We start from the raw sequence: 21,907 nt of genomic DNA, 5'->3' as shown, positions 1-21,907 counted from the left end.
GGCTTCAACCTCCAATATAGGACATCTCGATCTTTTTTCTTTCCGGGCTTGGGGTATGGAGAAGCCGTTCATCGGAGTAACGATCCCGACGGCCGCCCCATACTTCCCTAATCAACCGCCGTATTTTTTTATCCTCTGCACCGGATTGAATCAGCGAACGAAGATCCGTTCCCTCTGAGGCAAACAGACACGTGTACAGGTGACCGTCCGCCGATAGGCGGGCCCTGGTGCAGGTGGAGCAAAAGGAATCCGTGACGGAAGAAATAATGCCGATCTCTTCATTTGTACCCTCATAGCGGTAGCGGTCGGCCACTTCTCCCAAATAAGCGGAGGGCATTCGTTGTAAGGGCATTTCGGCATGGATGCGTTCAAGGATTTCTTGCTTGGTCACCACCCGCTTCAGATTCCAGCCGTTGCTGTTCCCGACATCCATAAACTCAATAAAGCGTAAAATATGCCCCGTCCCGCGGAAAAAACGGGCCATAGGTACGATGTCCTGATCATTGATCCCTTTAATGACGACCATGTTCACTTTCACTTTAATACCAGCCTTAGAAGCGGCTTCGATCCCTTTAACCACCGTTTGGACATCGCAGCGACCTCCGTTCATTTGGCCGAATCGGGTTTCGTCTATGCTATCCAGACTTACATTGATCCGCTCAAGGCCCTCATCCTTTAGCTCCCTCGCATGTTTTGCAAGCAGCGAACCGTTGGTGGTTAAGGTAACGTCGATTAAACCTTCAATCGACCGAAGCATCCGGATTAAACGGGGCAGATCTTTACGCAGCAGCGGTTCACCGCCCGTGATACGAATTTTCTCCACGCCGAGCGATACGAAAATGCGAGCCAAACGAGCAATGTCCTCAAATCCAAGCCATTGGTCCTTTTGAAGAAATCGATGGTCGGGACCAAATAGCTCTTCCGGCATACAATAACGGCAGCGGAAATTGCACCGGTCGGTCACAGAAATTCGCAAATCACGAAGAGGACGCCGCAGCGTGTCTGTCATTTTGCCGATTAGAGCCACCTTCTCTCCCCCTCATGTTATTTTTTATTTTTGATTTTTAGCAGCTCGGCCATGATGCTGACACTAATCTCTTCAGGCCCTTCCGCTCCGATGCCTAAACCTATTGGGGAATGAACCCAATCGGGTAAGGGATCAGGCGACAGGAGACGAGTAGTTCTAAGTCTGGGCCCCAATACCCCTAGATATTGAGGCGGGGTTGAAATCAAATGACGCAAAATGGTTTGATCACGCTGAAAGCTGTGCGTCATAATAAGCACATAGCTTGCTTTAGGTATTTTATTTTTTTGCAGATAAGCTTCCGGATGCTCAGGTATCCATTGATCCGCCGTTGGAAAAATGTCTGCGTTGCAGCGACTGCTTTTGGGGTCGATAATGGTAATATAGAAATCCAAGTGAGAGGCTAGTCTGACTATAGGTTCTACATCAGGCCCCGCTCCAAATATGTATAGCTGCTCTCTGGGTTCGTACAATTCCAATAAGAATTCGCCTTCAGCGTCAGCCGGACGTACTAATTGTATCTTCTTGCCGCTGATTAAAAACCTCTTTAACTCCGGCAAGATCTTCTCCTTCAAGTCTGCTTCCGCCTCCCCAAGAACCGCCCCGTCGTCCGAATAAAATAAATGCACTCTTTTCTCCGCATCGTCACTTATACGTTTAGCGCTCGCAACCCTGCTGCCGTTGTTCAGAACCGATTCCACTTTGAGCCATATGGGTTGATTGTGATATGGAGGTATATATCCCCATTCATTAGGCTCAACATAAACCTCGATGCTCCCATTGCAGCCGGCTCCCTGTCCCCATGACAAATCGTCCTCCGACCTTAAATCATAAATGACCGTTTTGGGCTGGCGATGGGTCATGACCTCGCGGGCATGGTAAGCTAAATCTTCTTCTAAACAGCCTGCGCTGATCGTCCCATATTGACTGCCGTCTTCCCCGATTAACATTTTTGCTCCCGGGTGGCGGTATGTTGAACCGTCCACAGCAATGATCGTCGCCATGGCAAATTGCTGTTGATTCTTTTCTTTCATTTTCCTTAAAATCCGGTAAGCATCATTCATAGTCGTTACTCCTCTGACATGAATATATTTTCATACGATATGCCTGGTTCAACAGCTTGCTTGATAAGTTCGGAACCGAGCGTCGACAAGCACTTTCGTGTATTTGGCGGCAATAGCCGGGTGGCATACGCATTATTTCTTAAATAGATAAAAGAATTGGGCGCCTTAATTCCATCCATGCCCAAGTAGCGGATTGCCCCTTCGGTCACATCCTGAATCAACAGATCGGAGGCTGCCTTGGCCCGTCTTAAACAAATGCCGGAACCGGCCTCTGACCCGGGCCGGGAGTTTATGGACACATCCAGTAATAATTGTGTGCTATGTGACAGGACATCGATATGACCTAGCCATCTCATAACTTCGGCATCTTCATTTTTGTCAACGCAGTGCTGTCTTTGCTTCTCCACAAAAAGCTCTATTCCTAACTCGGCCATGCCGAGGTTGATCGCGCATATTCCAAGGGGGAGAATATCGGGATGGATTAAATCCATAATCGCTCCAGGCCGCCCAACTAGCTCAGCCGGAGATAGTTCATAAGATGTAAACCGGACACTATAGGTGGAGGAAGCAGCCATCGATTCCAGACCGTTGGATTTGATCACTTCAACGGCGGGATCCTTCCCGTTGACCAAGCACAGCTGTAAAGAATTCATAGATGGTTCGCTCAACTCCGTTTGCGCAAAAACGACATAGTAATCAGCTAGGCCTGCAAGGGTACAATAATCCTTTTGTCCGCTAAGAACCATCGAGGAACGGCTTTGAGTTATTCGTGTAGAAAAATCATACCTGTAGTCCCTTCCCTCTTCAGACCGGGCAAGCGCAAAGAGGTTTGCCTCATCCAGCCATGTCTTTAAGCGATGCTGGAATGTTTTCCTTCCCAATTCATACATCATATACACCGCAACATTATGAACATGCACTGCTAAGGCTAGCGCTCCGTCTCCGTAAGCTAATCGTCTTACCGCCTGCAAGTAAATTCTCAGATCCAGCCCCAGTCCTCCAAAACGGGTATCCATCAACAAACGGTGAAATCCGGCCTTTACAAGCTGCGGCCAAACCTTCAGCAGGATCCGCTCCTTATCTGCCTCTTGTGCAACTTGTTTTCGAATGAACTCAGCGAGGTCTTTCGCAGTACCCAATAAGTCTTTGCATACCCTATGCTGCTGTCCCACCTTCCTCCCCTCCTTCCCCTATTGAAAAATTACACCAAAACCGCTGTAAAGCAGTCTTCCAGCGATTTTGGTGCGCATGAAATTAACTTGTATTATTGGTCTTAACTTGCTTCTTTCTTCATTGCGCTAAAAAATTGCCCCATTAATAAACTGGCTACACCCGACATCATCCGCTGTCCGATCCCGGCAATGACTCCCCCGACCGTAGCCTCTCCCTCACATATGACATTGGTTTGACATTCTCCAATCTGCTCGAGCTTAATCAGCATATCCTGCTGCACAAATCCTAAGGGTCCCTGGCCTTCCATAATTAACCGAAACCGGTCTCCTTCAACCGCATCAACCAGTTGTACCGTCCCTTTGTAACGCCCTTTCACCATCTTGATTCCAACTTCCAGCTCCGCATTGTATTTATTATCGCCAATGGATTGCAGCGATTTCAGGCCCGGCATGGTTCGTACCAGAACCTCTGGATCGGTAAGCAGTTGATAAGCCGCAGCCGAATTGGTCGGAAGCTCATAGGTACCGGACACTTTCATCCCATTCCACTCTCCTTAAGTAGCGCTTATTGTAAGAAAAGATTCTGATCGAAGACCTTTCGAATGATTCAGCTTCGCTGAAAACTTATCCATGCTATCATTATAAGAAAGAATTTGCGTGAGAAATATCCTTTTACTTTTGATTTAACGTGCGCCAAATCGATTCCGCTGTCAAAGGTAAATTCAGAAGCTTAAAGCCCGGACGATCAATTGCATCGGTAATCGCACTGGCTAAGGTCGCCGGAACTGGTCCCGGAATTCCCTCTCCCTTCCCTTTTGTGCCCAAAGGAGTATAAGGCGTCGGAACATTAAACTCGATCATTTCGATATCGGGAACATCGGCGGAGGATGGCATATGATATTCCATTAATGTCGTAGATAAAGGCTGACCTGCTTCATCAAATGCGTACTTTTCATATCGGGTGTTGCCTATTCCCATCACCACTCCGCCATGGACTTGCCCGCGGACGATCATCGGATTGATCGGGACACCGCAATCGTCTACAACGACATAACGTAAAATCTTATAATTGCCTGTTTCAGGGTTTACCTCCACAACGGCCCCATGTACGCCAATGCTTAACATCCCGGCAATATCGGCCTCGAAGTAAGCGGTAGCTTCCAAGCCGGCCTCCATTCCCGGCGGGAGTTTGGTTGGACCTAGTATCGCCGCATCTGCGATCTCCCGAAGCTTTATTTTTTTGCTTGGTTCTTTGGTCCAAATGACCTCCCCATTGGCAAAAATAAAGTCTTCCGGTGCAGCCTCTACTCCCAGGAGATGGGCAGCAATTCTTTGGATTTTCGGTTTTATTTTCCGGCAAGCGAGAACTGCGGCACTAACCGTATATGACGCTCCCCGGTTTCCTAAGGTTCCCGAAGCGAAGGGAGTTCCAAACGTATCGCCATAACTGATATAAACATCGTCCATGGTAACTCCAAGTTCATCGGCCACGGCTTGCGCAATCGTCGTCTCATGACCTTGCCCCTGAGGGGAATCCCCTTCAAATACCTGAACCATGCCATGAGCATCAATCTTGATTGTAGCAGCCCCATATCCCGGTTGATTTTCCATCGGCACAAAGATTTGTGAGCCTAAGCCGGACATTTCACAGCCCATAGCAAAACCGACACCGATTAAACGGCCGTTCTTCCGTGCTTCTTTTTGCTCCTCTTTCACCCGGTCATAATCGAGGTGTTCCAACAGTTTCTTGAAAGCGCCTTCATAATCTCCGCTGTCATGAGTGATTCCCGTAGCTGTGACATGAGGAAATTTCTTAATAATGTTCATTTCAAACACTTGACGGGGATCCAGCTTGAGTTCTCTCGCTGCCAAATGCATAGCATAATCCATTGCAAATCGGGCAGGGAATTCCCCGAATGCCCTACTGGGCGTTAATGAGGGCTTGTTGGTTACTACACAAGACAGATCGATGTGCACACTCGGAATTTCATAAGAGTTCGTTAAATATGCTGCGCCTAACCATGCCATGACAAATCCCAAGTACACTCCGATTCTTCCATCCCCAATATCCGCGATCATACGATTTCTAAGGCCCAGAATTTTACCATCCTTACGAACAGCAATCTCCAGGTTATGAATTTGGTCACGTTCATGTCCGATGGTCATCAAGCTTTCCATTCGGTTTTCGACCCATTTGACAGGTCTTTTTAATTTTAGCGCCAAATAACTGATGAGAAGTTCTTCCCGATATACAGGGGCTTTGGTACCAAAGGCTCCGCCAACATCCTTAGGAGCAATAACACGCACTTTATGATGAGGAATATTCATAATCTGCGATATGGCCATCCGCAGAATATGCGGCCGCTGCGAGTTGACATGAATGGTCAAGCCTGAAAATCCGTCATAGGTGGCCAGTGCCCCGCGCGTTTCCATTGGTGCCGCTCCTGTACGATGTCCGTAGAACCGTTCGGAAAGTACATAATCCGCTTCTTCAAATGCCTTATCCACATCTCCGCTGGCAAGCACACCGTGCCAAAGGACATTGTTTTTCCAATCGTCATAAAGCCTCGGAGCGTCAGGCTTGAGCGCTTCCTCCGGGTTGGTCAGTGCAGGCAGGGGTTCGTAATCAATTTCTACCAGCTGCGCCGCATCCTCCGCAATATATTTACTTTCCGCGATCACGGCCACGATCGGGTCCCCTACCCATTGGACTTTATCGATCGCCAGCGGATAAACGGTCGGGATCTGCAGCTCTCCGCCCAAATTAGGTATGATGGATGGAACGAGCATCGGCTTCATCGCTGCGGCAACCTCGGCACCGGTCACAACCGCCACCACACCAGGGTAATTCTCCGCCTTGCTGATATCGATATTCCGAATTCGCGCATGCGCATGAACGCTTCGTACCACATGAAGATAGGTTGTTCCAGGGGCGGTATAATCGGCAATATATTTTCCCTCGCCTACCAATAACCGAGGGTCCTCACGGCGACGAATAGGCCGTCCCACCCATTTCGTCTCAGATATAGTTATAGTCATACAACGAATCCTCTCCTTAATAGAGAATAGTAAACCTGTCCTAATTAGCCAACCATTTTTCGCGTTCCTCTTTAGGCATAGAGGCTAAACGATCGGCGGCATATTGTACCGCTTCGATAATGTGTTGATAACCGGTACATCTGCACAAGTTTCCGACCAATGCCTCTCTGATTTCGTTAGCGGAAGGATGCGGATTAACCTTCAATAGATTATAGGCTGACATCATCATTCCGGGTGTGCAAAAGCCGCATTGCAGACCATGTTTTTCCCAGAAGCCTTCTTGAATAGGATGAAGGTTATCGGCCTCTCCCAATCCTTCTACCGTCATAATGCTGGAGCCGTCTACCTGCACAGCCAGCATTAAACAAGATTTCACGGCTTCTCCGTCTAACACGACGGTACAGGCTCCGCATCTTCCTTCTACAGAGCACCCCACGTGAGTACCTGTAAAACCTAATTCTTCCCGTAAAAAATCCACTAGCAGCATACGGATCGGGACTTGCTTCTCTACGATTCGACCATTCACGCGGACCTGAACCGTTTTTGTTCCATCCGTACCGGCTTTTTGAATGCCTTGTATTGAATTCGCCATTAAATGACATCCCCCTTTGCTCTACGGACTGCTTTGGTTAATACACTAACCCCGTATTCCTTAAGAAGAACTTTTCGGTAAGAAGCCGTTGCCCGCATATCCGATTCCACATCAATTTCTTGAGCCAGGACGTCCGCCGCTTCCTGCAGAAGCTGTGAAGTGATCGCTTTTCCGGCGAGGAACTTTTCGGTACCGGCAGCACGCTGTGGACGGGGATTCACTCCGCCAACGTAGATTCGGGAAGATTGGCAAATATCGTCAAGAAGAGTGACTCTGGCTCCCACGCTAATCACCGAAAAATCACCAAATACGACGGCGTGCTTACTATAAGCCGCTCCTGATCCCGGCTCGGGGGACGGAATATCAATGGATACAAGAAGCTCATTATCCTCGACAACCGTCATCATCAAACCAAGGAAAAAATCCTCAGCAGTATATATGCTCTCGCCGCCCTTGGAGCGAACCCGGAGAGTGCCGTCCAGAACTAGGATCGGTACCGGAAGATCAGCTGCCGGATCCGCGTGAACTAAACTCCCGCCGATGGTGCCTCTATTTCTGATCTGTACATCTCCTATGTATCTTGCCGCATCAGAAATAATGGGATATTTGGACAGCACTAACGGATGGGCGGCCAACGTTCTGTGCCGGGTTAATGAACCGATTCTGAGAATCCGATTTTCCGGTTCCCGGAATCTTTCGCCAAATTCCTGTATTTCCATCACTTTATTAATGTCTATGACGGCTGAAGCTTCCATCATTCTTAGCTTCAATATCGGCAGCACGCTTTGACCGCCGGCAATGATCTTCGCTTGGCTTCCGTATTGATCCAACAGCTCCAAACACTCCTCTAAAGATGACGGAGCAAAATATTCAGATATTGGTGCCGGATACATAAACGTTTCACCTCTTCATTTTAAAATGATGTTTATATCTTTGATCCTGTACAACAGCTCTTTAGCATCCCTTCCTTCGACTCATAAGGATCACCCTTTCTTATTCATTTGTTTTCAACATTAAATTTTTTACTGCTTCCAAACCGGAATTCGTCTGTTATGCTGCCTTAATGTTAAGAATAGTATAGCAATTCAGATATTTAATATCAATGAAACCGTTTTCACATTATGAAAAAATAGTTCTCTGTTCTTTAGTATAATACGAAAGTAATATTTTTCTTAATTTTGTATTTTTTTCATTTTTTATGAATGAAAAAGGGCCGTTGATCTTGCATCAACAGCCCCATCATAAACTCTAATTATTCAAACCCAAAACTCATCATTACGAGAACGGATACTGCCGCGGCTCCTGCTGCACAGAAATCCATTTTACTGTTGTAAACTCCTCCAAAGCCGATTCACCGCAATAACGGCCCAGACCCGATGATTTTTCCCCGCCAAACGGAATATGGGATTCCACGTTTACGGTCTGATCATTGACGTGAATCATACCCGTAACAATTTGCTGCGCCACTTTGACCCCGCGCTCAATCGATCCGGAATGTACCGCGCCGCTTAATCCAAAATCGCAATCATTGGCGATTTGAATCGCTTCCTCCTCGCTGTCTACAGGAATAATGGCCGCTACAGGACCAAAGATCTCTGTCTTGGCTGCAGCCATATCGTTGGTAACGTCGGTAAGAATATAAGGCTCAATAACGTTTCCTACGACCTTGCCTTCAAGCTCAAGCTTAGCGCCTTCACTGAGGCTTTGTTGGATTAAGCTTTGGACCTTTTCGATTTGTTTTTTGTTGATCATCGGTCCGATAATCGTATCGGCTTCGGCCGGATTTCCCGCTTTTACTTTTAAAGTTGCTTCTTTAAACTTAGTGACAAATTCAGGATAGATTTTGCGGTCCACGATAAATCGGTTCGTGGCAATACATATTTGGCCCTGATGCAAATATTTGCCGAAGGCTGCGGAAGCGACGGCTTGATCCACATTCGCATCGTCAAGAATAATAAAGGCATTGTTGCCGCCAAGCTCCAAAGCCACCTTCTTCAGATTCTTACCGGCAATTTCAGCCACTTTTTTCCCTGCCGCTGTGGAGCCCGTAAATGAAATCACTCTAGGAATCGGATGCTCTACAAAGTAGTCGCCGACTTCTTCCAGGTCATATGCCACTACACTGAATAATCCCTTGGGAAGTCCCGCATCTTCAAATATTTTCGCAATCATAAGCCCGCCTGTAATCGGAGTTTGGGAGTCTGCTTTTAATACAATCCCGTTCCCGGTTGCGATGGCCGGGGCCACTACACGGATACTCAGATAAAACGGCCAGTTCCAAGGTGTGATCGCTCCGACGACGCCGACCGGATTGCGATAAATGCGGTTTTCCTTGCCCGGAATAAAAGAAGGAAGAATCTCGCCGTTCATTTGGAAGCAATACTTAGCCGCTTCTTTGACATCGCCAATGGAAGCTCCTACCTCAATCGTTGCCTTTAATTGCGAGCTTCCGCTTTCTTCCACAAGCATTTTTACAATTTCTTCCTGGCGTTCAGCAATGAGTGCCGCAGCCTTTTCCATCAATGCGGCCTTCTCATGCGGCGAAACCTGAGCCCACTCTGCCTGAGCCTTCCTTGACGCTTCATAGGCTTCATGAATGTCCTGTTTATTGGCAAGCTTAATCTCGGTAATCACTTCATCGCTGAATTTATTCGTAACTGCTACAGTCCGGTCACTAGACCCTTCTTTCCACTCGCCACCGATAAATACTTTATTCCATAATTTAACGGGAGATACCATTGACATGCTGATTCACTCCTCATTTAGTTTATTTTTTCACCCTCGATAACGCTTCTATCATTCTCATGAACATAATCCAGATGGTTTACTTATAGTCCTCAAACGCAAGGTGAATATGGAATAGACATCACCTCCCAAAGCAATGCTGTCCTGCATCCCACCACGTCGTTTCACCCCCTCTATCAAAATTTAAACGTTCTCTTCCGTTTTCAGGACGGTTATTTCATTGTAATCTGCGGGAAGGGAGCAAAATTTCTCCATTGTTTATGTTGACCACTCCTTGGGAAGTCAGCCTTACCTTGGGCAAGTGAGTGGAGGACAGAAATTCTAATGAATAAATCGGATCAGCAAAACCAAACCCCGTTTCGCCAAGGAGCCTAAACAATCGTGTTGTTTCCGCAATTAAGTCATCCATATCCAGCAGACTCATCGTTCCCAATAAGGGTAAAGGCAAATCAAACCGCATTTCCCCCCGATGATACACGCAAATCCCGCCTTGACCCGCCAGGACATGATTAGCCGCCTGGGCCATCTGTACCGGATCTCTGCCAAGAACAATTAAATCGCCCGTTATAGAATAGGTGGTGGCTAAGGCGTCCACTTCGCCAAAGCCCTTCAGCACTCCCGCAGTAATCCATTCTCCCCTGCGGTCAAGGAGAGAGACGTATACATAACCCGGTGAGTCTGTCAGGCTCACTTTTCCTTCAAAAACGGTCAGCTGCTCCAATCGGTTACGAGTGATCACGGCATTGACCAGCTCGATCACCGGAGTTTTTTCTTCCATCGGATGCACGTCAAACCATTCCGGCTGAGCATATGGACCCATGTAAGCAATGGATTCGAACCCAAACGCGCTCCAGTCCACCTCGGGAAAGGGCGTGGTCAGCGCCTTCCTTTCCGCTGCGATCCGTCCATCGGCCATCACTTTCACAGGTGTAGGATTGTTGAGATCCTCCAAAAAGACAATATCTGCAATCCGTCCCGGACTGATCCCTCCCAGATCCTGATCCAGACCGTAATAGACGGCAGGATTCAGCGATGCCATCCGGTAGGCGTCCACCGGGTCCAAACCCGCATCAATAGCAATCCGTATACATTCATCGGTAAAGCCCGCAGCTAAGAAAAAAGGCGGCGAACCGTCGGTTGTTAACATCATCCGATCCCAGTAACGGCAGCCGGAATCCAGTAGGCCCTTGATCAATTCACCCAAGTCGGGTCGGATCGAAGAATGACGGAGGGTTGCATAATAGCCTAGGCGAATTCTTCTCATCACTTCTTCTGCAGTAATACTTTCGTGACAGCCGGTCGCGCCCGCAGCAGCTACGGCATTTAGAGTCTCTACGGATGCGCCGGGGTTGTGCGTTTCGATGCGCTTGCCGGCAAGCCGCGCCTCCCACATGCGGGTGATCATCGAGGGGTCGCCGTCAATGGCTTCCTTCCAAAAGGTAAGCTCGCCCGCTTGCAGTACTGACGGGTGCCGCAGCGTTCTCTGTATTCGGTCTGCCGTAAACTGCTGCACCATCTCCTGTTCTCTGACACTCGGATCAAGACGAGCCCACCAAAAATTTTTGACCGGCATATCCTCAAATATATCGATCAATCCTTCGAGTTCATGCTGCCGAAGCTGTAAAAAAAAGGGCAAATTATCATGCAGTATCGTTGTCGTTCCGCGGGCTAATGCATATTCCCCCAACGACTTCGGATTATAAACATGAAATGAATGGGCATGAGGTTCAATATATCCGGGGACAAGAATACATCCCTGCGCCTCGATCACTTGAGTATTCGCATCCCACAAGGGCTCTTTCTCGCCTACGTAAGCGATGCGGTCTTCAAAAATAGCCACATGCCGCTCATCCATTTCACCGGTATAGATGTTAAGAACCTGGCCCCCCTTGATCCAAGCGGTTGCCGGTGCTCTGAACCGTGAGACAGAAATCAATGCGTTTAATTTTTCCTCCGTCAAATGGCGTAAAGTGCTGTTCATGATTTCTCCCTCTTTTCATGATGAGATGGCCGCCTGGAATCGAATGCCGGTTCTGTTCAAGCCTTTATCTGTTCCTTGCCTCCAGATGAATCGACCGTATACCCGCTTTAGAATTCACATAGTCCTCTAACCGGACGGTCTCAAATCCGGGAATCCGAACCCGTAAGTACCGCATAGGCTCGCTTTTCAGTGGAACCGTACAGTCCAGTCCCATTTTCGATCCGTATCCATCGTCCGTTGAGGGGTCAAGCTTGGAGCCCTGCGCTCCATCGATGACCACCAGATCCCTTTCCGCCTGAAAACGCGTGGCGATGGCCCATTCCACTTCCTCCATATTGAAAATGTCTACGTCTTCATCCACAACAACGACATGCTTGATGTCAAAGCTGTTGGCAAAGGCGGCGAGCATCGCGTTTTTGGCTTCCCCTTCATTTCTTTTTTTGATGGAAACGATAGCATGGTAACGGCAGGTTCCGCCGACACTCATATGGACGGCCTTGACTGTCGGCACGGTTTGCCTGATCGTCTGGAACAGGCTTGCCTCCCGGGGAATGCCTCCAAGCAGCAGATGCTCATAGCCCGCAGGAACGATTGTGTAAAACATAGGATGGTTACGGTGTGTCACCGCAGTAATTTGGACGACTTCCTTATCGCTGCGGGGACCATAGTATTTAGGGAATTCACCGAAGGGGCCTTCCGGCTCGCGCACGTGAGGCAGGATTTTGCCCTCAAGCACAATCTCCGCATACGCCGGGACATCGATATCGACCGTTTCACATCGGACGACCTCCAACGGCTCTCCGCGAAGCGCTCCGGCGATTTCCAGCTCATCCACCCCAAACGGAGTGCTGGCTTGGGAAGCCAGCAGCGTAACCGGATCGACTCCGATGACGATGGCGCATTCCAACGGCCTGCCGGCCTCCTCCGCTTGTTTATATAAATGGTGCGTATGGCGGGGCAGCAGCAGGGCTCCCAGTTTGTCTTTTCCCGATACCTGCAAACGATGAATGGATACGTTCTGTTTGCGTGTAACCGGATCCCGCACAATAAACAATCCGGCCGTAATGTAATTTCCCGAATCCTTCTCATGATGAACCGGAATCGGCAGCATTTTCATTAAATCGATATGTTTCCTTATAATATTCTCTTTGACGGGAGCTTCCGAGTGATCCACCGGTCTGCAAGGAAGAGGAGAGGAAACGGCCTGGGTAAACTTCGGAATAACTCCGTTGAGATCGGTTTCCAACGCTTCCGCAAAATCCTCCCTTGTAGAACAGATGCCCGATACAACCGGAATCGTATAATCCTCTACGTATGAGAAATACACAGCTTTCAATCCGTCAAGCTTTTTGGCAACAGCCGCTGCTTCATACTGCAGGCTGACTTTTTTATCTATGACCGCCAAACGGTCTTTGGATTCCAAATACTCAAGCCATGTGCGAAACGTCTTGGCCCTCATAAAGAACGATTCCTCCCCTGCTTGATGTTTCCTTACGACTTACACTGCAGCAGGCTTGCCGAATATATCCTTCAGACGGCGTTCGAACATTCGGGTTAACCGCTCACGACCGCGGACTTCAGGCGGTGTAGGATATTCCCGCCCGTTGACCACGATCGGCTGATCATAACGGATCAGAATGTACGGAAGAAAATCGTCGTACAATGCGCGAATACGCTTGGCATGAACGGGATTGCGGGCGAACAGCTTTAACATGCGGAGTCCGAAGCCGACATGCCGGCCCTCATCTTCCTTAATGCGGGCGAATCCTTCCGCCAGTCCCGGAAACAGCCCTTTGCTTCCATATACCGCTTCAAACACTTCATATCCGGTCATGGCCTGAACGCCTTCAATGATCCCTTGATAATGGGTCAGCCCTTCGACCAAAGCCGCCTCACGGTCCTCCGGTTCCTGCTCAAGAGCCGCCAGCATCAATTTCACCCGATCATCGAGCTTTTGCTGAACAATGTTTTTCACGCCGTGAATTCGTTCCTGACCAAATACCTCTTTGAAATAACGCATGAAAAACTCCGTATGCTTAAATTCCTCAAGCAGCTGGGTGCTTAAAAAAGCCTGCTGCTCGGTGGAGGAGCCGAGCATAATCCACGGACAGAACTTTAAGGCCACGTTTTCCTCCGCATCCAGGAAACCTGTGCAAAAATGAATCAGATAGCCTTGAAGATCCGGATCAAGAGACTCAAAATCAGCTTTGTCCCGGCTCAGATCGATGGCGGCCGGGTCCCAGGTGCCAAAGCGGATCGCTTTGCGGTACAAATCCCACGCCACCTCATCCGTTGACCGGTCAAGGCTTGGGATGAGCTCCTCGCTTTCGGCTTGCATTCCGTTTTGACTCATGATCAACTGCCCCCCTATATTGGTTATTAGCCAAACTAGAATATGCGTTGTAAAAGCTCCAGTACTTCCGATTCCGTCGGAGTTCGAGGATTAAACTTCATCATTCCGCTTTTGAATGAATCTTTGGCGATATCCGTGAGCTTCTCTTCCGTTACTCCGACCTCTCGAAGCTGGGTAGGCAGCCCGATATCCCGTACCATATGAGCCACAGCCGATGCGGCCCCTTCTACTTTGGAACCTGTACCATTGGATATGCTGGACATCAGCTGGGCAATCGTCGCCGCCTTTTCCGGACGGACGAAGGCGTTAAATTCAACTACGGAAGGAAGCAGCAGTCCGATCGCGATCCCGTGCGGAACGTGACAGTGTCCGGACAGAGCGCTGCCTATCGCATGGGCCAAGCCCAAAAATCCGTTATTGAAGGCCATGCCGGCGAGCAAGCTCCCATGGGACATTCCGATGCGGGCCTCGATGTCGGATCCCTCATGTACCGCGCGACGCAGATTGGCATTGACGGCGGCAATCGCCCGCATCGCCAGCGCATCGGAGGCCGGACGGGCCCTTACGGAAAAGAAGGTTTCGATCCCGTGCGCCAAAGCATCGATACCTGAAGCCGCCGTCATCCTTGCAGGAAGATTCATCGTGAGCTCCGGATCAACCAAAGCAATCGTCGGAGCCATATGCTGGCTGGTTACGGTCACTTTCACATTGTTATGCCAATCCGAGTACACGCCAAAGATGGTCACTTCACTTCCCGTACCGGAAGTGGTCGGCACGGCAATCAGAGGGACTTGGCTCACAGAAGGGATACGATTTACACCGGCATAATCGCCGATGCTTCCTCCGTTGGCCGCAACCACGCGGAGCCCTTTGGCGGCATCAATCGCGCTTCCCCCGCCGACGGCAACGATGCAATCATACGGTTGGGTCCTGAACGCCTCAGCCCCGCGGTTAATCGTCTCCAGACTGGGATCGGGCTCGACATCCGTATAGATATCGTACGTCATGCCGGCTGACCGCAGCGATTCCGTCATAGCGGTAAGCAGGCCTGCCGACTCTACCCCTTTGTCGCTGACCACAAATACTTTTCTTACCCCGAGCTGCAGTAATCTTTCTCCAAGACGCGCCGCCTTGCCGTATCCGAACTCAATTAAAGTCGGAAGATGAAACGAGAATTCAAATTCCTTCGGTTCGACTGCCAGCTTTCCGATCACCGTTGTCCTGCCTCCTTTCGCAATCCATTGGTTTAGTCCATTTCAAAATGAATATGCTTGGTTTCGCAGTATTCCATCAACCCGTCAACGCCCCGCGTCCGCCCTAAGCCGCTTTGCTTGTAGCCTCCGAATTCCGCCTCGGGAAAGTTCTTGTTGTAGGTGTTGACCCACACGGTTCCGGCCTGAATTCCGCGTGACATCCGCATCGCCCGGTTCAAGCTCGACGTCCACACCCCGGCTGACAATCCAAAATCGGTATCATTGGCCATGGCAAGAGCTTCCTCATCATCGGAAAAGGTTTGTACCGCGAGAACCGGACCGAAAATTTCTTCCCGGACGACACGGCAGCTTGATGGAAGATCGTCAATGATCGTAGGGGCGTAGAAATAACCTTTATCGTAATCTCCACCCGTTAATCGGTAGCCGCCTGTAATGATTTTTCCTTCCCGGCGCCCGATTTCACAGTACTCGTTCACTAAATCAAGCTGACTTTGCGAAACTAAAGGACCCATATCCGTAGCTTCCATCAGCCCGTTACCGACCGAGAGCTTCTCGGTATAGCTTTTCAAGCGGGATAGCACCTCATCCTTAATCGATTCTTGAACCAACAGTCTGGAACCGGCCATACAGATCTGTCCGGCGGAAATAAAAATGGAACGTCCGATCAGCGGTATCGCTTTATCCAGGTTGGCATCCTCAAACACAACATTCGGCGATTTGCCTCCAAGCTCCAAAGCCAGTTTTTTGATGTTGCTTGTGGCCAGCTCCATGATCGTCTTCCCGGTAGAGGTATCTCCCGTAAAGCTGATCATATCTATTTTTTTACTTGATCCCATGGCAGCGCCGATCGATTGTCCGGGGCCCGTCACAATACTGACAATGCCTTTGGGGAAATGCGGTACCCGATCAATCAGCTTAAAAATTTCGACGGAGATGATCGGCGTAAGACTCGCCGGTTTGACAATGACCCCGTTACCTGCCGCCAACGCGGGAGCCAGCTCCCGAATCATCAGCAGCGCCGGCCAGTTCCAGGGCGAAATAATCCCTACGACGCCGATAGGCTCTTTGGCTATCACGCCGAAATTCGAAGGCTCAAGCTGTACCGAGCGACCGAATACGGTACGGGCAGCGCCCGCAAAATATTTCAACGTATCCACGCACCCCGTAAGCTCCACACGGGACTCGCGGATCGGTTTGCCCTGTTCCATCGTCATCAGCCGGGCCAAATGCTCCAGATTGCTTTCGATTTGCTGCGCCAAGCCTAATAAAGCTTCATAACGGCGCTTCGGATTCATTCCCCAGTCACTTGTGCGGTAGGCCTCGTAAACGGAATCGATGGATTGCAGGATATCGGCTTCCGTTGATTTCTGCGCATAGCCGACCAGTTCACCGGTAGCCGGATTTCGCGATTCCAGCCTTTCCCGTGATGCGGATTCCGTCCATTCGCCACCGACATAATTATAATAAACAGCCGGCTTCTGTTCGGTTAAAGAAGACATGCTCTCCCTCCCACGGTATGGATTTTTATGCTGCAGATCCGTTTACTTGAATTCTCCCTTGGTTTCCGGTATGATTACGCTTCCAATCAGATAGATAATAAAAATGCCTATGGTAAAATAGCCAAGCATAGCAGGAATGTTTTCTGTTGTTCCGCTGGATAATTGTACGAAGGTCGGCATAATGCCTCCAACCGCAAACCCCATATTCCAGGAAAGTCCGGTACCTGTAGACCGTATGGCTGTAGGAAAGCGCTCGTTCAGGAAGATGAGGACCGGCGCATAGGCGGCATTGCCCAGGAAAGCCAGCGCCCAGACACAGGCTGTAATCGAAGAAATGCTGGTCGAGCTTGCCAGTTGGTTGTAAAGAATAGGCAGTGCCACAAGATTGATTGTGCCAATGATCAAAAACACCTTTTTGCGTCCGATATAATCACTGAGGGCGCCGAATAATACAGCGGATATAATCGCGGTCACGCTGGCACCCATGAGGATCATCGATGCGGTTTCAGCCGGTATCTTATTGATTATCTTGAGGAAAGTAGGAAGGTAGCCACTGGTTAAGTAGTATGCTGTCCCGCCACCTGCTACTATCATCACATTCACAAGCAGAATGGAACGGTAGTCACGAGAAAATACAACGCGGGAAGGTGTTTTTTGAGGCTTGGCATCCCCTTGTGCCTGCTTAAGCTGTTCAAAATAGGGGGATTCCTCCAGCGATTTGAAAATAAACAGGCCAAGGATGGAACTGAGAATTCCCGTAAAGAACATAACCCGCCAGCCCCATTCACTGAAGGCCTCTCCCGGAAATATGGCCGATACGATAAAGTACACAATGGAAGCCAGCAGCGCGCCCAGACCGGCTCCGCCGCCTCCGATCAGACCTGACATGAAGCCGCGATACTTGGGTGGAACCGACTCCGTACCGATCGTATGCGTGGATGCAACGACACCGCCGACAAAAATACCCTGCACCAAACGCAGAATGATGAACAGTACCGCTGCAAAAATCCCGATTTGCGAAACGGTAGGCAAAGCTCCGAACAATGCGGTCGAAATACCGACACCGGTTACGGCGATAGTCATGGCCCGCTTTCTGCCGGTTCTGTCCGCCAGGTTGCCGAAAATAGCTGAACCGAGCGGCCTCATGATCAAAGTTATCGCAAAAGAAGCATAGACGGCGGCCAAAGAAAGTGTCGGTATACTCGTCGGGAAGAACAATCTTCCGATCTCAGGCGCCACAAAGAGCAGGATAAACAAATCAAACAAATCCAACGACCAGCCTAAAAGAGAAGCTAATGAAGCGTTAATCATTTGGCGACGGCTAACCGTAACCTTCGGCGCATTGATGTTGGTATTTTCCTGAGTAACGAGCGACATCTTTTTTCCCTCCGATATTGGGTATATGATACATGCCATCCCTTAAGCCTTGGGGGCAGGAATTCGCCCCCGGCAGGCTTCAAGACCTTACTTTCCGGTGAATTTCGGTTTTCTTTTACTGTAGAACGCATCCACGCCTTCTTTAAAATCCCCCGTGCTTCTAAGCATTCCGTAAGCATATCCTTCGATCTCCAGGCCGCTGCTGAGCGGACCCTCCTGAGAAGCGTTAAGCACCTTTTTCAATGTGCTGAGCGCCAACGGAGAGAACTCCAGCAGCTCATCCACCAGGCTTTGCACCGCAGCCTCCAGCTCTTCCTGCGGCGATACCGAGGTGAGAAGTCCCCATTGGTAAGCCTCTGCTGCAGGGATTCGGCGTGCGCGCATAATCATGTCTTTGGCCCGGCCCAGTCCTGCGATTCTTGCGATTCGCTGCGTACCGCCGCTTCCCGGAATCATTCCCAATCTAAGCTCCGGCAAGGCCAACTGCGTCGTTTCCGATGCAACCCGGAAATCACAAGCCATCGCGATCTCGAGTCCTACGCCAAACGTATAGCCCTGAAGCTGGGCGATAACCGGTTTAGGAGAACGTTCCGGAGCCGCCACGTTCTTGTGCAGTACAGAAAGCTCCTCCGGGGACCGCTCCATAAACTCGGCGATATTGCCTCCGGAAGTAAACGCCTTGTCTCCCTCGCCTTTGATAATAATGACCCGTACTTCGTCATCCTTGTTTAACTGCTCAAAGATTTGGTTCAAATGGGATCGTGCAATGTAGCTGAGCGTATTCATTTTTTCGGGACGATCCAGAATGATGGTTGCCGTCTTGCGCTCCTGATTTTTTTCCACACGGATGTGATCCCACTCGATTTGTCCTAGTTTCTGCTGTTCCATTTATGATGCACTCTCCTTTTTTAAATATAGTTCTTCATATTCCCCGCTTCTCAGCTTCCGGCGCAATATTTTCCCGACGGGGCTCTTCGGTATGGCGGAGACCAATACATACTTTCTCGGGCGCTTAAAGTTGGATAATTCATTGCTCTCTTTACAGTAATCGTCGAGCTCCTCCACCGTCAGAGAAGGATCCTTGGGTACGACGAAAGCGGTAACAATTTCTCCAAACCGCGGATCCGGCAGCCCCGCTACAGCCACTTCAGCGACCTTAGAATGCTTCGCAATGACATCCTCCACCTCCAGCGGATGAATATTCTCACCGCCGGATATGATCGTATCGTCCAGACGTCCAAGCACAAACAGATCGCCGTCTTCGTCGAGCATTCCCATATCGCCCGTGAAATACCATCCGTCGCGGATTGACTTCTTGTTGGCATCAGGGCGATTCCAGTACCCCTGGAACGCTTCACTCGTTCTTAAATCGACGATAATTTCCCCGGGCTCACCGTAGGGAACGATATCGTTAGGCGTGGAGTTGCCTTCCGGATCGGGAACGACGACGCGCAGATTTTGATGAAATCCGGCCTTTCCCGCACATCCCGCTTTTTTGTTCAAATAATTGCAATACGAGAATGTGTAAACCTCGGAGGAGCCGTAATGATTAACAAAGACCTCCGGCTTCAGCTTGTTAAAAATTTCCTGGGTCAGGACTTCGGTCATTGCCGCACCGGCGTAGCCGACTTTCTTCAACGAAGAAAGATTATAATTTTGAAAGTCGTTATGGTATACTACATCATGGAATATGGTTGGTACCAGATACACACAGCTGATTTTTTCCTTTTCGATCAGCTCGAGAACAGCTAGCGGGCTGTAATCCGGTATCATCGCCATCTTTCCGTTCAGGAAAGCCATCGATAGGAGGGAACGCATGCCCATGGTATGGTACAAGGGCATGACGCCTATGGTGCTTTCCTGTTCTTCATATCGGTTTTGAATAATATGAGCGATTGCAGCCGTGTACTCATTCTTGTGGCTGCGCGGAACTCCCTTGGGACGCCCGGTCGTGCCTGACGTATAGAGCATGAGACAGATGTCTTCATCATGAATTTTCGGCTGTACCGGTTTTCCCGATCCCTTATCCCTAAGTTCTTCATACGTAACATCGGCGCCCTGCGCACCCTGCACGCCGATTTTCTTAACGTTCAGTTCCTTGACCGCTTCCAATACCGCTTTTTCGCTTATCGGTTCATAGATAACGGCTTTGGCATCCGCATCCTGCACACAGTACTTGATTTCCTCCTGGGAAAGGCGGAAATTGATCGGAGTAAAGATGGCTCCAAGCTTTTGTACTGCCCAATACAACGTCACCATCTCGAACCGGTTTTTCAGAACAAGGACGACCCGGTCGCCCTGTTCTACCCCCATGTCTTGCAAAGCGGAGGCTACCTTATTGATTTCCACATTGATTTCCTTATAGGTAAAGCGGATATCCCCCTGCATCAGGGCTTCGAACTGAGGATGCCTCTCCACCGCAAATTCAAACAGTGTCCCCAGATTCATTGACGCTTCCACCGTCCTTTCGTCTGACTGCCTCTTTCTCGATTGCTTCAATAATTCCCTTATATCCGGTACACCGGCATAAATGGCCTGACAGCATTTCCTTAATCTCATCTGTTGTCGGGTCGGAATGAGAACCCAGGAATTCGACAGACGACATGAGGATGCCAGGGGTACAAAAACCGCACTGCAGCGCGTGGCATTCAGAGAATGCCTCCTGCAAAGGAGTGGGCTGGCCGTCTTTAGCCAAGCCTTCCACGGTCGTAATCTCCGTGCCTTCCGCTTGGACGGCAAACATCAGACAGCTTCGGACCGCAGACCCGTTAACTAGAACGGTACATGCTCCGCAGACACCATGCTCGCAGCCGATATGCGTCCCGGTTAAGCCGCAATCCTCCCGCAGGAAGTCGCTCAGCAGCTTTCGAGGCTCCACCCGCTCTGCATAGGTCTTGCCGTTAATGTTTACGCGGACCTCTATCGTCTCGTTAGCGGACGCTTGAATCATGCGTCTCCCCCCTTTCCGATGGCTCGGTGATAAGCGGCCCTCATGGCCTTCTTGGCAAACACACCCGCTAAATGGAGTCTATACTCCCGGGATGCGTGCAAATCGCCCTCCGGATCGACCTGTGCCGATGCCGCAGCTCCCGCTTCTTCCAATAAAGCTTCTGTCAATTTCTCTCCTATGAGGAGCTCCGTCGCCTCTTCCGCCAATAACGGAACGGCATCCACTCCACCCAATGCAAGCCGTGCGGCTGTGATTCGTCCCTCGGCATCGGTGTCGATGACACAGGCGGCCGCCACTAAGGCGAAGTCGCCGTGCCTCCGGCTGTACTCCTGAAACGAGTATCCCTTAGGCATCCCGTTCAGCGGGATTTTCACTTCCGTAAGCAGCTCGCCGGGCATAATGTCGGTGGTCAGATAAGTGATGAAAAACTCGCGCAGCTCCACCTCCCTGATATCATCGGCGCTTTGGATCACGGCCCTTGCGTCCAGCGCCAGCAGCGACAAAGGAAGCTCGGCCGTCGGATCCGCATGGACCACGCTGCCGCCTACGGTACCCCGGTTACGAGTTTGCATATGGCCGATAAACGGTACCGCCTCCGATAAGAGCGGGCTTAGCTCGCGAATCAGCCCCGATTTCTCCACCTCCCGCTGCCGGGTCATGGCGCCGATTCGGATCCATTCAGCTTCCTGCCGAATGTAGCTCAGATCTTGCAATCCGTTGATATCGATCAAGCACCCCGGAGCGGACAGCCGCATATTCAAAATCGGTATAAGACTCTGTCCTCCGGCGATGAGTTTCCCATCGTCGCCGGACTGGGTCAGCAGTTCAAACGCTTCTTCCACCGTCGAGGGACGGAAGTAATCAAAGGATGCCGGTTTCATACCCTTCCCTTCCTCT

The 21,907-nt window shown here is 50.0% G+C and carries 18 protein-coding genes; all 18 read right to left on the bottom strand.

Features of this window, described 5'->3' with window-relative positions; all coding sequences use genetic code 11:
* Nucleotides 1-4 precede the first annotated feature (4 nt).
* Nucleotides 5-1,009 (bottom strand): GTP 3',8-cyclase MoaA, encoded by a 1,005-nt coding sequence (moaA, locus tag ACZYR9_RS06115; protein ID WP_488977600.1) that lies wholly within the window; start codon nt 1,007-1,009, stop codon nt 5-7.
* 35 nt (nt 1,010-1,044) lie between these two features.
* A complete protein-coding gene (locus ACZYR9_RS06110) occupies nt 1,045-2,088 on the bottom strand; it encodes an XdhC family protein (protein ID WP_488977581.1) in 1,044 nt (347 codons plus the stop codon).
* 5 nt (nt 2,089-2,093) lie between these two features.
* Nucleotides 2,094-3,260 carry an acyl-CoA dehydrogenase family protein gene (locus tag ACZYR9_RS06105; RefSeq protein ID WP_488977580.1) on the bottom strand — a complete coding sequence of 389 codons (1,167 nt, stop codon included), beginning with the start codon at nt 3,258-3,260 and terminating at the stop codon, nt 2,094-2,096.
* Nucleotides 3,261-3,361: 101 nt separating this feature from the next.
* Nucleotides 3,362-3,799 carry an SRPBCC family protein gene (locus tag ACZYR9_RS06100; protein ID WP_488977579.1) on the bottom strand — a complete coding sequence of 146 codons (438 nt, stop codon included), beginning with the start codon at nt 3,797-3,799 and terminating at the stop codon, nt 3,362-3,364.
* A gap of 133 nt (nt 3,800-3,932) precedes the next feature.
* Entirely contained in the window at nt 3,933-6,299 is a 2,367-nt protein-coding gene (locus tag ACZYR9_RS06095; RefSeq protein WP_488977578.1) for a xanthine dehydrogenase family protein molybdopterin-binding subunit, read from the bottom strand.
* Between the two features lie 40 nt (nt 6,300-6,339).
* Nucleotides 6,340-6,891, bottom strand: coding sequence for a (2Fe-2S)-binding protein (locus tag ACZYR9_RS06090; RefSeq protein WP_488977577.1), 552 nt, complete (start codon nt 6,889-6,891; stop codon nt 6,340-6,342).
* Nucleotides 6,891-7,784: an FAD binding domain-containing protein gene (locus ACZYR9_RS06085; RefSeq protein WP_488977576.1), complete on the bottom strand. Its 894-nt coding sequence runs from the start codon at nt 7,782-7,784 to the stop codon at nt 6,891-6,893. The genes ACZYR9_RS06090 and ACZYR9_RS06085 overlap by 1 nt, the downstream gene beginning before the upstream one ends.
* A 382-nt stretch (nt 7,785-8,166) precedes the next feature.
* A complete protein-coding gene (locus ACZYR9_RS06080; RefSeq protein ID WP_488977575.1) occupies nt 8,167-9,636 on the bottom strand; it encodes an aldehyde dehydrogenase family protein in 1,470 nt (489 codons plus the stop codon).
* Nucleotides 9,637-9,853: 217 nt separating this feature from the next.
* Nucleotides 9,854-11,617 (bottom strand): adenine deaminase C-terminal domain-containing protein, encoded by a 1,764-nt coding sequence (locus tag ACZYR9_RS06075; protein WP_488977574.1) that lies wholly within the window; start codon nt 11,615-11,617, stop codon nt 9,854-9,856.
* Nucleotides 11,618-11,681: 64 nt separating this feature from the next.
* Nucleotides 11,682-13,076 carry a UbiD family decarboxylase gene (locus tag ACZYR9_RS06070; RefSeq protein ID WP_488977573.1) on the bottom strand — a complete coding sequence of 465 codons (1,395 nt, stop codon included), beginning with the start codon at nt 13,074-13,076 and terminating at the stop codon, nt 11,682-11,684.
* 39 nt (nt 13,077-13,115) lie between these two features.
* Nucleotides 13,116-13,970 (bottom strand): R2-like ligand-binding oxidase, encoded by an 855-nt coding sequence (locus ACZYR9_RS06065; protein WP_488977572.1) that lies wholly within the window; start codon nt 13,968-13,970, stop codon nt 13,116-13,118.
* A 35-nt stretch (nt 13,971-14,005) separates the two neighbouring features.
* The gene (locus ACZYR9_RS06060) at nt 14,006-15,184 is read right to left on the bottom strand and encodes an iron-containing alcohol dehydrogenase family protein (protein WP_488977571.1); all 1,179 of its coding nucleotides are present in this window, start codon (nt 15,182-15,184) and stop codon (nt 14,006-14,008) included.
* Between the two features lie 32 nt (nt 15,185-15,216).
* Nucleotides 15,217-16,683, bottom strand: coding sequence for an aldehyde dehydrogenase family protein (locus ACZYR9_RS06055; RefSeq protein ID WP_488977570.1), 1,467 nt, complete (start codon nt 16,681-16,683; stop codon nt 15,217-15,219).
* A 42-nt stretch (nt 16,684-16,725) separates the two neighbouring features.
* A complete protein-coding gene (locus ACZYR9_RS06050) occupies nt 16,726-18,060 on the bottom strand; it encodes an MFS transporter (protein WP_488977569.1) in 1,335 nt (444 codons plus the stop codon).
* 87 nt (nt 18,061-18,147) lie between these two features.
* Nucleotides 18,148-18,948, bottom strand: a complete 801-nt coding sequence (locus ACZYR9_RS06045; RefSeq protein ID WP_488977568.1) for an enoyl-CoA hydratase/isomerase family protein — start codon at nt 18,946-18,948, stop codon at nt 18,148-18,150.
* On the bottom strand, nt 18,949-20,508 hold the full coding sequence (locus tag ACZYR9_RS06040; RefSeq protein WP_488977567.1) for a class I adenylate-forming enzyme family protein: 1,560 nt from the start codon (nt 20,506-20,508) through the stop codon (nt 18,949-18,951).
* Nucleotides 20,486-21,010 (bottom strand): (2Fe-2S)-binding protein, encoded by a 525-nt coding sequence (locus tag ACZYR9_RS06035; RefSeq protein WP_488977566.1) that lies wholly within the window; start codon nt 21,008-21,010, stop codon nt 20,486-20,488. The genes ACZYR9_RS06040 and ACZYR9_RS06035 overlap by 23 nt, the downstream gene beginning before the upstream one ends.
* A complete protein-coding gene (locus tag ACZYR9_RS06030) occupies nt 21,007-21,891 on the bottom strand; it encodes an FAD binding domain-containing protein (RefSeq protein ID WP_488977565.1) in 885 nt (294 codons plus the stop codon). The genes ACZYR9_RS06035 and ACZYR9_RS06030 overlap by 4 nt, the downstream gene beginning before the upstream one ends.
* Nucleotides 21,892-21,907 lie beyond the last annotated feature (16 nt).

It is taken from the genome of Paenibacillus sp. F024 (genome assembly GCF_057814255.1).
Note: the sequence above shows the minus strand (reverse complement) of the source record. Positions and strands in the feature narration are given on the sequence as shown.

What these genes read in the sequence shown, in the direction of transcription:
- moaA (WP_488977600.1), bottom strand. Translation starts at nt 1,009, where the DNA reads ATGACAGACACGCTGCGGCGTCCTCTTCGTGATTTGCGAATTTCTGTG.
- ACZYR9_RS06110 (WP_488977581.1), bottom strand. Translation starts at nt 2,088, where the DNA reads ATGAATGATGCTTACCGGATTTTAAGGAAAATGAAAGAAAAGAATCAA.
- ACZYR9_RS06100 (WP_488977579.1), bottom strand. Translation starts at nt 3,799, where the DNA reads ATGAAAGTGTCCGGTACCTATGAGCTTCCGACCAATTCGGCTGCGGCT.
- ACZYR9_RS06095 (WP_488977578.1), bottom strand. Translation starts at nt 6,299, where the DNA reads ATGACTATAACTATATCTGAGACGAAATGGGTGGGACGGCCTATTCGT.
- ACZYR9_RS06090 (WP_488977577.1), bottom strand. Translation starts at nt 6,891, where the DNA reads ATGGCGAATTCAATACAAGGCATTCAAAAAGCCGGTACGGATGGAACA.
- ACZYR9_RS06085 (WP_488977576.1), bottom strand. Translation starts at nt 7,784, where the DNA reads ATGTATCCGGCACCAATATCTGAATATTTTGCTCCGTCATCTTTAGAG.
- ACZYR9_RS06080 (WP_488977575.1), bottom strand. Translation starts at nt 9,636, where the DNA reads ATGTCAATGGTATCTCCCGTTAAATTATGGAATAAAGTATTTATCGGT.
- ACZYR9_RS06075 (WP_488977574.1), bottom strand. Translation starts at nt 11,617, where the DNA reads ATGAACAGCACTTTACGCCATTTGACGGAGGAAAAATTAAACGCATTG.
- ACZYR9_RS06070 (WP_488977573.1), bottom strand. Translation starts at nt 13,076, where the DNA reads ATGAGGGCCAAGACGTTTCGCACATGGCTTGAGTATTTGGAATCCAAA.
- ACZYR9_RS06065 (WP_488977572.1), bottom strand. Translation starts at nt 13,970, where the DNA reads ATGAGTCAAAACGGAATGCAAGCCGAAAGCGAGGAGCTCATCCCAAGC.
- ACZYR9_RS06055 (WP_488977570.1), bottom strand. Translation starts at nt 16,683, where the DNA reads ATGTCTTCTTTAACCGAACAGAAGCCGGCTGTTTATTATAATTATGTC.
- ACZYR9_RS06050 (WP_488977569.1), bottom strand. Translation starts at nt 18,060, where the DNA reads ATGTCGCTCGTTACTCAGGAAAATACCAACATCAATGCGCCGAAGGTT.
- ACZYR9_RS06045 (WP_488977568.1), bottom strand. Translation starts at nt 18,948, where the DNA reads ATGGAACAGCAGAAACTAGGACAAATCGAGTGGGATCACATCCGTGTG.
- ACZYR9_RS06040 (WP_488977567.1), bottom strand. Translation starts at nt 20,508, where the DNA reads ATGAATCTGGGGACACTGTTTGAATTTGCGGTGGAGAGGCATCCTCAG.
- ACZYR9_RS06035 (WP_488977566.1), bottom strand. Translation starts at nt 21,010, where the DNA reads ATGATTCAAGCGTCCGCTAACGAGACGATAGAGGTCCGCGTAAACATT.
- ACZYR9_RS06030 (WP_488977565.1), bottom strand. Translation starts at nt 21,891, where the DNA reads ATGAAACCGGCATCCTTTGATTACTTCCGTCCCTCGACGGTGGAAGAA.